The sequence below is a fragment of the Flaviaestuariibacter amylovorans genome (genome assembly GCF_039541815.1).
Classification (GTDB): Bacteria; Bacteroidota; Bacteroidia; order Chitinophagales; family Chitinophagaceae; genus Flavisolibacter; species Flavisolibacter amylovorans.
The window spans coordinates 67,771-80,918 of record NZ_BAABGY010000014.1 but is presented as its reverse complement, the minus strand read 5'-3'; the positions used below and the strand labels follow the sequence as shown (position 1 = coordinate 80,918).

The window sequence follows — 13,148 nt, the reverse complement described above, 5'->3', positions numbered from 1 at the left end:
ATGCTCAAGACATTCATCCAGCGACCGGTGCTCTCCACCGTCGTGTCGATCATCCTGACCCTGCTCGGCGTGATCGCGCTCTTCACCCTCCCGGTGACCCTGTTTCCCGACATCGCGCCGCCCACCATCCAGGTCACGGCCACCTATCCCGGCGCCAATGCCGAAGTGGTGGCCCGCGCCGTGGCCACGCCCATCGAAGAAGCCATCAACGGCGTGGAGAATATGACCTATATGTCTTCGACCTCCTCCAACGACGGCACGCTTGCCATCAACGTGTACTTTAAAGTGGGCACCGACCCCGACCTCGCGGCGGTGAACGTGCAGAGCCGCGTGTCGCGCGCGGTGAGCCAGCTGCCGCAGGAAGTGGTGCAGGCCGGCATCGCCACGCAGAAGCAGCAGAACTCCATGATCATGGTGCCGCTGATCTACAGTGAGGACACGACCTACGACGAGACCTTTCTGCAGAACTACGCCAAGATCAACCTCATTCCGGAGCTGCAGCGCGTGCACGGCGTAGGCCAGGCCCAGGTGTTCGGCGCCAAAGACTACGCGATGCGCATCTGGCTGAAGCCCGAGCGGCTCACGGCCTATAACCTCTCCGCGCAGGAAGTGCTGGCGGCGATCCGCGAGCAGAACCTCGAGGCCGCGCCCGGCCGCCTCGGCCAGGGCAGCTCCGCTTCGTTTGAATATGTACTGAAGTACAAAGGCAAGCTGTCGAAGAACGAGGAGTACGAAGACATTATCCTGAAGGCTGCGCCCGACGGATCGGTGGTGCGGTTGAAAGACGTGGCCCGCGTGGAGTTTGGCTCCTTCGCCTACAGCGCCAACACCCTCATCGAAGGCAAGCCGGGCATCGGCATCGCCCTGTTCCAGACCGCCGGATCCAACGCCAACGACATCCTGAAGGAAGCCGGCGAGGTGATGAAGAAAGCTTCGGCCAACTTCCCCAAGGGCGTGCACTACTTCAATATGTACAACGCGAAGGAGTTCCTCGACGAGTCGGTGTACCAGGTAGTAGAAACACTGCTCATCGCCTTCGTGCTCGTGTTCCTCGTGGTCTACCTCTTCCTGCAGGACCTGCGCTCGACACTCATCCCGGCCATCGCGGTGCCGGTAGCGATCCTGGGCACGTTCTTCTTCCTGCAACTCTTCGGATTCACCATCAACCTGCTCACGCTCTTTGCCTTGGTGCTCGCCATCGGCATTGTAGTAGACGATGCCATCGTAGTGGTGGAAGCGGTGCACTCCAAGATGGAGCGAACGGGTATGCCGGCGCGCGCCGCCACGATCCAGAGCATGGGCGAGATCTCAGGCGCCATCATTTCGATCACGCTCGTGATGGCCGCGGTGTTCGTACCCGTAGGGTTCATGCAGGGGCCCGCTGGCGTGTTCTACAAGCAGTTCGCCTTTACGCTTGCCATCGCCATCCTTATCTCCGCGGTCAACGCCCTCACGCTGAGCCCCGCGCTCTGTGCCCTGCTGCTGCGTAATCACTCCCATGACGCAACCAACGGCAAGCGACCCGGTTTCAAGGCCCGCTTTTTTAAGGCCTTCAACGCCGGCTTCGATGCGACGTCGCGAAAGTATACCCACTCGATCCGCTTCCTCGTACGCCGCAAGTGGATCGCCATCACCGGCCTGCTGGTGGTGAGCGCCGCCACGCTCTGGCTCGTGCGCAAAACGCCTTCCGGCTTTATTCCCACCGAAGACCAAGGCTTCATCGTATACTCCGTGAACCTGCCCGCCGGCTCCTCGCTCGACCGCACGCAGAAGGTGATGGAGAAGATCAACATACTGCTGAAGGAGATGCCGGTCGTAGAGCGCGTGGGCGCCGTTACGGGCCTCAACATCGTGGCCAACGCCAACTCCTCCAACTACGCCGTGGGCTTTATCCGGATGAAGCACCACAAGGACCGCGGCGAGGTAAAATCCATCGACGCCGTGATGGGTGCCATCAACCAGAAGCTCAGTGTCATTACCGAGGCCAGCGTGTTCCTCTTCGTGTTTCCCACCGTGCAGGGCTTCGGCAACACGAGCGGCTTCGAGTTCATCGTGCAGGACCGCAGCGGCGGCCCGCTCGACAAGCTGGCGAACACCTCCTACGGGCTCATCGGGGAACTGATGAAGCGTCCCGAGATCGCCTACGCGTTCACCACCTTTAATACCGGCAACCCGCAGTTCAACCTCGAGGTGGATGATGCGAAGGCCAAGCAGCTCGGTGTATCGGTGAGCGACCTCCTCGGCACGCTGCAGGTGTATTTCGGATCCGCCTTCGTGTCGGACTTCAACCGATTTGGTAAATTCTACCGAGTCGTAGCCCAGGCCGACATCGCCTACCGCGCCGACCCTACCGCACTGGAGAATGTGTTCGTCAAGAACGCAACCGGCGGTATGGTGCCGGTGAGCGGACTCGTGTCGCTGAAGCGCGTGTATGGACCCGAGACGGTGACGCGGAACAACCTGTTCAACGCCGTTACGATCAACGGCATGCCGAAGCCGGGCTACAGCTCGGGCGACGCCATCAAGGCGATCCAGGAAGTGACGGCTTCCTACCTGCCGCGCGGCTATTCGTATGAATGGTCAGGCATGACGCGCGAGGAGATCGGCGCCGGCTCACAGCAGGGACTCATCTTCGCGCTCTCGCTGCTCTTCGTGTATTTCCTGCTGGCCGCGCAATACGAGAGCTACCTGCTGCCGTTCGCGATCATCCTCACCATCCCGGCGGGCATCTTCGGCGTCTTCGCCTTCATCAACCTGTTCGGGATCGACAACAACATCTACGTGCAGGTAGGTCTCATCATGCTGGTGGGCCTGCTCGCCAAGAATGCCATCCTCATCGTGGAGTACGCGGTGCAGCGGCGAAAGGCGGGACTTGCACTCGTGGCCGCGGCCCTCGAGGCGAGCAGCCTGCGCCTGCGCCCCATCCTGATGACCTCCTTCGCCTTTATCGTAGGACTGCTGCCGCTCACCTGGGCTTCCGGCGGATCGGCGCTGGGCAACCGCTCCATCGGCACCGGCGCCCTCGGCGGCATGCTCACGGGCGTCGTACTCGGCGTCTTCCTCATCCCGGTCTTCTTCGTCATCTTCCAGTACCTGCAGGAGCGCGTAGGGGGCGGACCGAAGCTCAAAGCCATCGCCAAAAAACAACCCCGCGAACTCGCCATTGCCGAATAACCAAACTCAACGATCATGAAACAGATACGATACATCGCCCTGCTCCCGTTGCTGACCCTGCTGCTTTCCGCCTGCAGCACGGCAAAGGAATATGCACAGCCCGAACTGAAGCTCCCCGCGCGCTTTGCGGCTACCCCGGTAGGGGACACGAGCAGCATCGCCGACCTCGAGTGGGCGCAATTCTTCACCGACCCACAGCTCCGCGAGCTGATCAACAAGGGCATCGCCGGCAACTACGACCTGCAGCTCGCCGCCAACCGCGTGGCCATCGCGCAGCAGGCGAGCCAGCAAGCGCGCTACCTGTTCTACCCCGACATCAACCTTGGCGTGACGGCGCAGTACAACCGCCCGGCCAACAACAGCCTGAGCGGCGTGAGCACGAAGGCCTTTCTCGGCGCCCGTCATATCGAGAACTACCAGACGCTGCTTTCGGCCTCCTGGGAGCCCGATATCTGGGGCAAGCTGAAGGCGCAGCGCGGTGCGGCCCTCACCGGCTACCTGCAATCCTATGAGGCAAAAAAGGCCGTGCAGACGGCGCTCGTAGCCGGCATCGCACAGGGCTATTACCACCTGCAGATGCTCGACGAGCAACTGGCCATCGCCCGCCGCAACCTGGCGCTCAGCGACTCGTTCGTGACCACCACGCAGCTGCTGAAAGAGGCAGGTATGAGCCACGCGCTGGCGGTGCAGCAGGCAGAGGCGCAACGCCAGGGCATCCGCATCCTGCTGCCGCAGCTGGAGGCCGAGATCGCCCGGCAGGAGCACGCCTTGCAGCTGCTCCTGGGAGGACTGCCCGGCCCCATCGCACGGGGACGCGCGGTTGATGCACCGGCGCTGCCGGCCCAGTGGTCGACGGGGCTGCCGGCCGCGGTGGTGAGCCGCCGTCCTGATGTACGCGCCAACGAGCTGGCGCTGATGATCGCGAATGCGCGGGTCGGCATCGCAAAGGCCGATATGTACCCGGCGCTCAACATCACGGCGGGTGCGGGCCTGGAGGCCTTCCAGGCGTCGAACTGGTGGAACCTCCCGGGCTCCCTGTTCGGGATGGCCGCCGGCTCGGTGCTGCAGCCCGTGTTCCGCAAGAAGGCTCTCCGCACCCGCTATGCGGTGGCGCAGTTGGAGCGCGACGGCGCCGTGGTCCGCTTCCGGCAGTCGGTACTCGGGGCCGTAACGGAGGTGAGCGATGCGCTCGCCGGGCTGCAGAAGCTGCGCGAAGAGGAAGAGGCGGCCCGCGCGCAGGTGGCTGCGCTTCGCGACGGCATCACGTCTGCGCGCCTGTTGTTCCGCAGCGATTTGGCCACCTACCTCGAAGTGCTCAACGCGCAGGCCAACGCCCTGCAGGCCGAGCTGGGCCTCGCCGCCCTGCAGCGCCGCAAGCGCGCCGCGCAGATCGAATTGTACCGGGCGCTCGGCGGCGGCTGGAAGTAATGCACCTTTGCGCCGTTGCACGATCTATGATCTTACTTGACACCATATGAAAGCACCTTCCTCCACACTGACCATTGTTCTGCTCGGGCTCCTGACCGCCATCGTGCCCTTCTCGATCGACATGTACCTGCCCGGCTTTACGGATATCGCCCGAACCTATGAGACGAGTGTAGCGCGCGTGTCGCTCACGCTCTCCTCGTTCTTCATCGGCATCGGGATCGGGCAGCTCGTATACGGTCCCCTGCTGGATCGCTTCGGCCGGCTCCGCCCGCTGTACATCGGGTTGCTGGTTTATTGCGCCGCCTCGGTGGGCTGCGCGGTGGCGCCTTCGCTCGACACGCTCATCGCCCTGCGCTTCCTGCAGGCGGCGGGTGCCTGCTCCGCTTCGATCGCCGCTACGGCCATGGTGCGCGACCTGTTTCCGCCGCAGGACAATGCGAAGATCTTCTCCTACCTCATCCTGGTGCTGAGCGTGTCGCCGATGCTGGCCCCAACGATCGGGTCGGTGTTGTCGGCGGCGCTCGGCTGGCGCAGCATCTTCATCGTGCTGGCCGGGCTCATTGTGCTTATTGCGCTGGGCGTGCGCCTGTTCCTGCGCGGCTCCAAGGGTCCGGATGTGCATTATTCGCTACGGCCGGCCTCCATCCTGCGCACTTACCGGTCGGTGCTTCGGGAGCCAGTATTTCTACTGTACGCGGTGCTGAGCGCCATCGGGCTTGCCGGCCTGTTCACCTATATCGCCTCGTCGCCGGGTGTGTTCATGGAGCACTTCGGGCTCAGCCAGCAGCAGTACGGGATCCTGTTCGCCTTTCTCGCCTCGGGGCTCATCATCGCCGCGCAGGTCAATACGGTGCTGCTGCGCCGCTTCCGCAGTGCCGTCATCATCCGCTGGGCCTTCGGCGCGCAGGTGCTGCTGGCCGCGATTTATGTATTGCTGGCGGCAGGTCAGCGCGATGGCCTCGAGGTAAGCATCGGGCTTCTCTTCTTTTACCTCGCTGCGGCCGGACTCATCATGCCCAATGCCACGGCGCTGGCGATGCGACCGTTCAGCACACATGCCGGCAGTGCCTCGGCGCTCCTCGGCTTTGTGCAGATGGGGCTCGGGTCGGTAGTAACCGTGGTGATCGGGCTCCTGGCCATCCGCTCGGCGCTGCCCATGGCGGCCTGTATGCTGGGTGGAAGTGTCATCGGGCTCCTGTTGCTGCTGCTCGGAACGCGGGCACAGCGGCAAAAGAAAAGCGCCTCGCTGACGGTGCAGGAGGCGCTTGTTGCAGAAGATCAGATGTAGTGTCGGGAATCGTTAAGCCCGCTCTTCGAGCTTGCGGCTTTCTTCCTCGAGCCGGCGGCCTTCCTCTTCGAGCTGCGCGCGGGTATAGGCGGTGCCGCTGAGGGGCTTCATATCGCGCGCGTGGCCTTTAAGGGCGTACTTGCGCAGGAATTCGGCCTTCGAATCTTTATAGGAGCTTACGAGCTTCAGTTTATACAGGCTGTAGATATACAGCCAGGCGAGGTCGAGCTGGCCCTTGAGGAAGCCGGCGCGGGCGCTGCCCGGGTAGAGGTGGTGGTTGTTGTGCCACTCGCCGGCGAGCAGTCCGGGGCGGCTCTGGTTGATGGAGAGGTTGCTGCGGTCGAAGTCGATGCCGTCCTTGTGCTTTACTTCACCTTTGCCGTGGCCGGTGTAGTTGAAGGCGCGCACGCCGATGTACCAGAGCAGCGCGCCGCTGAAGAGGGCGGTAGCGAGCGCGTGGCCGCCGATGAAGTAGAAGGCCGTGTACCAGAAGGCCCAGTTGATGAGCCAGGTGAACACGGTGTATTGCGGCGTGGCGATCGAGGCCCAGCGCTTGTATTGCTCGTAGCTGTTGATCTGCACGCCGGTGTGCTGCATAAAGCGCGCGGCCTTGGCATAATGCGCCTCGCAGAGGTTCTTGTTGATGCTGTGGTGGTTCGTTTCGGAGAGCATGCAATACATCAGGCCGCCCTGTGGGTTGTAGGGGTCGCCGGGAAGGTCGCTCTTGACGTGGTGTACGTGGTGCGAGATCACGTACATCTCCTCGGGGAAGGTCTTGATCACGAGGTGCTGGGTGAGGATGCGCACGATCGGGTGGCGGAAGGTGTAGGCGCGGTGGGTGCAGTAGCGGTGGAACCAGATGGTGCCGTGGGTGCCCATCACGACCATGCCGTAGGCCACGGCGCCGATGGCGAGGGGCCAGGAGAAATAGTTGGCGCCGAAGGCCACTGCGAAGGGGATCATACAGATCATCATGATCACCGAGATGGCGGAAATCCAGTTCTTGCGGGTACGGAAAATGTTGATGCGCCGGGCGGCCTCCGCCCAAAGCTGCTTCGTGGTAGGAATGATGAGGCGTCCTTCCGCGTCCTGCCATCCGTAGGACGGGGTTTCCAAAAGATTGTCGATAAATACGTTCTTGCTCATAGGGAAAGTGTACAAAAAAATGCGGCCAGACGGGCGGTTACGCCTTGCTGCTGGGCGGCCGCACAGTTAAGGGCTATATCACTAATTTACGGTGAATATAGAATTTTTTTGCCGGTGTTTGCGCCGCTGAGTTGCCTGGTTTAACAATGCGGGCGCTACGGCAGAGCATTGGTTCCACAGAGCCGGGCCGCTTCACGAACCGGCGGCGGCTCGCGTTTTATGAGAAAGCCCCGCGCGGGCGGGGCCTTGGCAATGGCGGGTGAAGCGGGTCGGGGGCGGGTGGATGGTGGGTGAAGCCGGTGGTGTCCAGGCACATATCAGCGGGGAGGCGGTTGCCGTAGTCCATGCTCCAGCGCCTGCAACTGCTCGCGGAGTTTGCGGATCTCTTCCCACAGGTAGCGCAGGGTGGCGCCGCTCATGTTCTCGGCCAGGCATTCGGCATAGAGGTGCTCGCAATCGCGCAGCCGGGTTTGGATTTCTTCTGGGCTCATAAGAATACTGGTGCGGTATATACGGGCGCGGGCCGGTTCCGGATTGGCGTTACTCACCGGGGGAATCGCCGCTTGTATCCGGAAAAATCCGCTTTTGGCCACCCTGCTTGCATTTTGTTTGTAAAATGACTACTATTGCAGTGCTAAGCAAATGGCAAACCCGTTTGTCATGCAGTTAGTTTTGGTTACGAGCTCCTGTGTCTACGGGGGCTTTTTTGTTTTTGGGAGCCCTGGGCCGGACAGGTATTTTAGGATGTGCGTTACCGGTGGTTGCTGCCAATTTTGCACCAACGCAAACATTAGGCTCGATGATCTGTGCCTGTCCCGCTATTTATGCTGCGGCGGCGGGTGATTTCCGATCTTTTGTAATTTGTCGGGAGCCGGCCATCCGGATACCGGTGTTATCAAAATAAAACGATGGCAGAAAACACAACGATCACCGGCGAAGCCCTCGTTGCCCTGATTCAGGACCATTTCCGGAAGGGCGATACACCCGTCCTGGAGCTCTTTCGCTACGAGGTCACCTCCGGCTTTGAGCTGCTGCTTTCTGTGCCCGCGGGACAGATGGCTTTTTTGTCGTTCAACTGGTGCACCTTCCATGGCTCCGTGAGGGTGCAACTGCCTCCGGATACCGAAGGCGATGTGGAATTTTACGAGTGTCAATTACCAACCATCGAGACAAGGGGAGGCTCTGCAAAGATCTCGCAGTGCCGTGTCGAGAGGGTCGTTTGCGAGGGGCGGGGCGGCACGCTGGGTATCGATGGCACACGCATCGAAGGAGGGATCCGGGTCTCGGGCGCGTGGGAGCGGGTATCGCTGAACGACCAAGGCGCAACGGCGCCGCTCGACGTTTGCCTGGAGGACCTGCAGGCCGACCGGCTCACCGTCATCCGCTGCCGGCTCGGCACCGTCCGGCTGCACCGGGTAGAGCTGAAGAGCCGGTTCTGGTTCTGGGATAACGAACTGTTGTCGCCGGGGCGTATGGGCTTCGAGATGAACGACTGCGTGCTTCATTGCGACCTGTTCTTTGACGACAACCGCCTGGAAACGGAACTGCGTTTTTCACAGGTCCGGGCGCATGCGGCCACCGATTTGAAGAACGGCACGGGCAACCCGATCTTCCGGTTCGATACCTGCCGGTTTGACGGAGCGCTCACGATCGAAGATGTACGTTTCGACACGTTGCATTTCCGGGAGACTCTGTGGAATGCCGTGCATTGGGAACGGCTGGAAACCGGGCGCCTGCTGCTCGAGCGTCCATCGCCTGTACGACAGCTTGTTTTCAGCGACGTGAAGATCAGCAGCGCGGACGCGCAGGCGCTTCGCTACCTGGCGGAAGCCTTGGAGGACCAGGGCTACGCGGAGCTCGCCGGGGAATACCGGCTGCGTGCGGCGCAGGCGCTATTGGTGTGAATGCCGCTTTCCTTGGTGATATCCGAACGCAGCAGCCTGCCCTTGCCTGATCGCGTCACGATCGCCGGTTCACCTGAATAGGATCACAGTATATTTAATATTGTTAGCCAGTTGGTTTTCCACCACTTCATCGAAACATGACACCTTTCAAGCCTTTCGTACCGGAGCTGCACAAAGAGCAAAATGTACAGATCGATTTCTACCGGCATGAGCAGAAGAGCATCATGCTGGTCACGTTGAAGGGCGATCTTCCCGACGGCAGCGGTGCCCGGCTGGACTGCGATTATATTCATCAGGAGCTGGCGATCAACCTGCTTGCCATGCGCCCCATCGCGCTTCTCCTCGATCTGTCGCTGTTGAAATACTCCTTCGGCAACTCGTTGATCCATGCGTTCAGCCCTCTCTTTGAGCTGCAGCTGTTCGAGAGCAAATTCGATATCGCCTTTCTGCTATCCGACCTGAATAAATACGGCCTGGCAGGCCTGTGGAATTTCGACGTCGATGGGCCGCCGGAAAATATTTTCTACCGGTACGAAGAAGCAGTGCAGTATGCTGAACTGGTTTATGATCGCTTATGAAGATGTACATTCTTGTAAAGGAGGACGTTCCTGATCACCTGGTGCCGGTAATCGCGGCACACGCCTCCCTCGCGTGTTTCCGGAAATACGAGCACGATGCCGATATGCAGCGCTGGATAAACTCCGTATTCAAAAAAGCCGTTTGCAAAGTGACCGGGACAGAGTTCGAAGGGGCAAAACAGGTAGAAAAGAACGTCCTGCTGACGGAGTCCTCGCTGAACGATCAGGAGGTGTGTCTGTGTTTCTCACCGCGCGACGAATACCCGAAATCCTTCAAGTTCTTCAGGCTGTGGCGGCCAACTGCCGGATAAGGAACCGCTGATACCGTTCCGCAAATGGTCGTCAGCTTATTGCCGAACATCCTTATAAGATATGAAAAACCCTGCAGCACTGGTGCTGCAGGGTTTTTCCGTTTGCTTGTGGATCCTGAGGGACTTGAACCCACGACCCGCTGATTCACTTTCCTCCGCTTTCGCGAAGTAGTTGGACTATCTCACCACCTTTTATCCCGCCCGAGGCGGGACAGTCAGGTGAGGGGCGTTAATGGAAGCTTATTGGCTGGTTTCCGCACTTCCTAGTCTCTGCACCTTCGGAACTACGCTGCTAACCATTCGTTCCGCTTGGCTCAGGATTACCATCTTCCCGATTTCCCAAGAAGGAAGGCTTCCCTGAATTAACCCCTATCCCATCCGGCAATTTCGTACCGGCGGCACCGCTGACCATTTTTTGAATATTGCTTATCTCTAACTCCGGATGATGTGTCTCCGCATGGCAGTTGGAGCAAAGCAACCTGCATTTTTGAGATTCCTCTACAATTGCATCCCAATTCCTGTTCGATAGTACGCGAACGTCAAGCTTAAACGCTTTATCATTCGGATCGATGTGATGAAAATGAAGTGCTGCAACATTTCGGTCGTAGCCGCAGCGTGCGCACTTTCCGCCAAACATCGATACTAATTGCAACTTCCGTCGAAGCGATCGTAGCGTCTGCGAATGATACGTATTGGTTTGCTGTCTAACCCTATGATAGTGGTCTTTTTGTTTACATGCATTGCTGCAGTATTTCATCTTCTGTCCACTAATCGATACAGCGCAGACAACACAGGCTCTGGGAACCATATTCGAGGCTTTTCTCTAAAATACAGATATTCAAAGAACAATCCTTGATGAGTCAGCCGCTCTAACCAACTGAGCTAAGGATCCAATTGGGGATCTCAGATCTAAGATCTCGGATCTGCGATCTGAAGTCCCGGCCCCTACATCTGAGATCAAAGATCTGCGATCTGAGATCCCGGCTGGGGCGGCAAACGTACGATTTTACTTGATCTCCTCGAAATCGATATAGTCGTCGTTGGACGCCTTTTTTGGGGAGGACACCTTCTGGGCCGCGGCCGCCTGCTGCGCCTCGGCACGCTGCTGCGCCGCGCCGAACTGCTCGTTCATCTGCTTGAAGCTCCGCCGTACCTGGCGCGTTGTACGCACCAGCGGCACCACGAAACTGAAGATGAACCGCCACAGGAAATAGGCCAGCAGCACATAAAAGACATATTGCATAACTCCTCAAAGGTAGCCGCCCCATTTTCACAAAAACGGATTTTGGCCGTATTTAACGCTTTTCTTACCTTTGTTCCGGATTTGACGCAAGAAGGGAACGTGCTCGTTCCCTTCTTCTTTTTACACTATGCAAACGGAAACCCTGATCGACACGCTGAAGGAGCAGCTCCAGCAGCTCATTACCGACCCGAAGCACTTCCTCGTAGAGGTGCGCGTAAAGCCCACCAACAACATCAAGGTCTTCCTCGATGGCGACGAGGGGCTGCCCCTGTCGGACCTCGTGAGCTATAACCGCAAGCTCTATAAGGCCCTCGAGGAAAGCGCCCTCTTCCCCGAAGGCGACTTCTCGCTCGAAGTGTCGTCGCCCGGTATCGACGAACCCCTCAAGCTGCACCGCCAGTACGTTAAGAACGTGGGCCGCTACGTCGAGATCACCCGCACCGACGAGGCCGCCACCAAGGTGGAAGGCAAGCTCCTTGCGGCCACCGAAGAAGGCATCACCGTAGAGACCGAGACCGGCAAGGGCAAAAAGAAGGACGTAAAGCAGGAGACGATCCTGTTCACCGACATAAAAACGACCAAAGTTCAAGTTAAATTCTAACCAATGAGCGCCTTTGACTTCGCTCAGGCGGACAAGTCTTGTCACCCTGAGCCTGCCGAAGGGACTCATCAGAAAAAAGCAGAAATATGGCCAGTATCAACCTGATCGAAGCCTTCCAGGAGTTCAAGGAGGCGGAAAACATTGACCGCCCGACCCTCATGCGCGTGGTGGAAGACGTGTTCCGTACCCTGCTGCGTAAAAAGTATGGCTCCGACGAGACCTTCGACGTGATCGTGAACGCCGAGAAAGGCGACCTCGAGATCTTCCGCCGCCGCACCATCGTGGAAGACGGCGATATCTACAACACCCTCGAGGAGATCGAATACAGCGACGCCATCAAGATCGAACCCGACTACTCCGTTGGCGAAGAACTTTATGAAGAGGTAAACCTCGAAGACTTCGGTCGCCGCGCCATCCTCGCCGCCAAGCAAACGCTGGCCTCCCGCATCGCCGACCTGAAAAAAGCCATCCTTGCCAAAAAATACGGCGACCGCGTCGGCGAGATCATCTCCGCCGAGGTGTACCAGGTGTGGAAGAAGGAAGTGCTCCTCCTCGACGAGGAAGGCAACGAGCTCATCCTCCCCAAAAGCGAGCAGATCCCGCAGGACTACTTCAAGAAAGGCGAGAACATCCGCGCCGTGGTGCGCCGGGTGGACATGAAGAACAACAACCCCGTCATCATCCTGAGCCGCACCGCGCCGGAGTTTCTGGCAAAGCTTTTGGAAATTGAAGTACCCGAGATCTTCGACGGCCTGATCGTGATCAAGAAGATCGTGCGCGACCCGGGCGAGCGTGCCAAGGTGGCCGTGGAATCCTACGACGACCGCATCGACCCCGTGGGCGCCTGCGTGGGCATGAAAGGCTCCCGCATCCACGGCATCGTGCGCGAGCTGAAGAACGAAAACATCGACGTCATCAACTGGACCAATAACCTGCAGCTGCTCATCCAGCGCTCCCTGACCCCCGCCCGCATCACCACCATGGAGATCGACAACGAGGGCAAGCGTGCTTCGGTATACCTGAAGCCCGACCAGGTGTCGCTGGCCATCGGCCGCCGCGGCGTCAACATCAAGCTGGCCTGTGAGCTCACCGGCTACGACATCGATGTGTACCGCGACAATGAAGGTGAAGTAGAAGAGTTTGATATCGACCTGGAAGAATTCAGCGACGAGATCGAGCCCTGGATCATCGAGGCCCTCAAGAAAGTGGGCTGCGATACCGCCCGCAGCGTGCTGGACCTCAACACCGCCGAACTGGAACGCCGCACCGACCTCGAGAAGGAAACGATCGAGGAGATCCGCAAGGTGCTGCAGGCCGAGTTCGACCGGGGATGATGACGTGAATCGTGAATCGTCAATCGTGAAAGATTGGCGGCGCACGGCAGGGTTACCTTTTCAGGAAAACAGTATTGGAAATGGTAACCTGAACAACCGGTGAAATTTATGGTGACACCGGTTACGCTGCCCGAGCCTGGC

11 protein-coding genes are annotated in these 13,148 nt (G+C 59.4%); 8 read left to right on the top strand and 3 right to left on the bottom strand.

What is annotated here, in order from left to right:
• From ABD937_RS19100 to ABD937_RS19090, 3 genes are read left to right on the top strand one after another with little or no spacing between them, the layout of a single operon-like run.
• Entirely contained in the window at positions 1-3,174 is a 3,174-nt protein-coding gene (locus tag ABD937_RS19100) for an efflux RND transporter permease subunit (RefSeq protein WP_345257475.1), read from the top strand.
• A gap of 15 nt (positions 3,175-3,189) precedes the next feature.
• Positions 3,190-4,602: an efflux transporter outer membrane subunit gene (locus ABD937_RS19095; RefSeq protein WP_345257473.1), complete on the top strand. Its 1,413-nt coding sequence runs from the start codon at positions 3,190-3,192 to the stop codon at positions 4,600-4,602.
• Between the two features lie 46 nt (positions 4,603-4,648).
• A complete protein-coding gene (locus tag ABD937_RS19090; protein ID WP_345257472.1) occupies positions 4,649-5,890 on the top strand; it encodes a multidrug effflux MFS transporter in 1,242 nt (413 codons plus the stop codon).
• A gap of 12 nt (positions 5,891-5,902) precedes the next feature.
• Here ABD937_RS19090 and ABD937_RS19085 read toward each other — a convergent pair whose 3' ends face one another.
• Both ABD937_RS19085 and ABD937_RS19080 read right to left on the bottom strand, forming a co-directional pair.
• On the bottom strand, positions 5,903-7,036 hold the full coding sequence (locus tag ABD937_RS19085) for a fatty acid desaturase (RefSeq protein WP_345257471.1): 1,134 nt from the start codon (positions 7,034-7,036) through the stop codon (positions 5,903-5,905).
• A 317-nt stretch (positions 7,037-7,353) separates the two neighbouring features.
• Positions 7,354-7,527, bottom strand: a complete 174-nt coding sequence (locus ABD937_RS19080) for a hypothetical protein (protein ID WP_345257470.1) — start codon at positions 7,525-7,527, stop codon at positions 7,354-7,356.
• A 417-nt stretch (positions 7,528-7,944) separates the two neighbouring features.
• Between ABD937_RS19080 and ABD937_RS19075 the strand changes: the two genes are divergently transcribed.
• The 3 genes from ABD937_RS19075 (at position 7,945) to ABD937_RS19065 (ending at position 9,829) form a co-directional block, all read left to right on the top strand.
• On the top strand, positions 7,945-8,940 hold the full coding sequence (locus ABD937_RS19075; protein WP_345257469.1) for a hypothetical protein: 996 nt from the start codon (positions 7,945-7,947) through the stop codon (positions 8,938-8,940).
• Between the two features lie 137 nt (positions 8,941-9,077).
• Positions 9,078-9,518, top strand: a complete 441-nt coding sequence (locus ABD937_RS19070; RefSeq protein ID WP_345257468.1) for a hypothetical protein — start codon at positions 9,078-9,080, stop codon at positions 9,516-9,518.
• Positions 9,515-9,829: a hypothetical protein gene (locus ABD937_RS19065; RefSeq protein WP_345257467.1), complete on the top strand. Its 315-nt coding sequence runs from the start codon at positions 9,515-9,517 to the stop codon at positions 9,827-9,829. The genes ABD937_RS19070 and ABD937_RS19065 overlap by 4 nt, the downstream gene beginning before the upstream one ends.
• Before the next feature lie 1,006 nt (positions 9,830-10,835).
• On the opposite strand, the gene ABD937_RS19060 is transcribed toward ABD937_RS19065, so the two are convergent.
• Complete coding sequence (locus tag ABD937_RS19060) at positions 10,836-11,072, bottom strand: hypothetical protein (RefSeq protein WP_345257466.1); 237 nt, start codon at positions 11,070-11,072, stop codon at positions 10,836-10,838.
• A 127-nt stretch (positions 11,073-11,199) separates the two neighbouring features.
• Between ABD937_RS19060 and ABD937_RS19055 the strand changes: the two genes are divergently transcribed.
• Complete coding sequence (locus ABD937_RS19055; protein WP_345257465.1) at positions 11,200-11,673, top strand: LSm family protein; 474 nt, start codon at positions 11,200-11,202, stop codon at positions 11,671-11,673.
• Between the two features lie 86 nt (positions 11,674-11,759).
• Positions 11,760-13,007 carry a transcription termination factor NusA gene (gene nusA, locus ABD937_RS19050; RefSeq protein WP_345257464.1) on the top strand — a complete coding sequence of 416 codons (1,248 nt, stop codon included), beginning with the start codon at positions 11,760-11,762 and terminating at the stop codon, positions 13,005-13,007.
• The last annotated feature ends 141 nt before the right edge of the window (positions 13,008-13,148 follow it).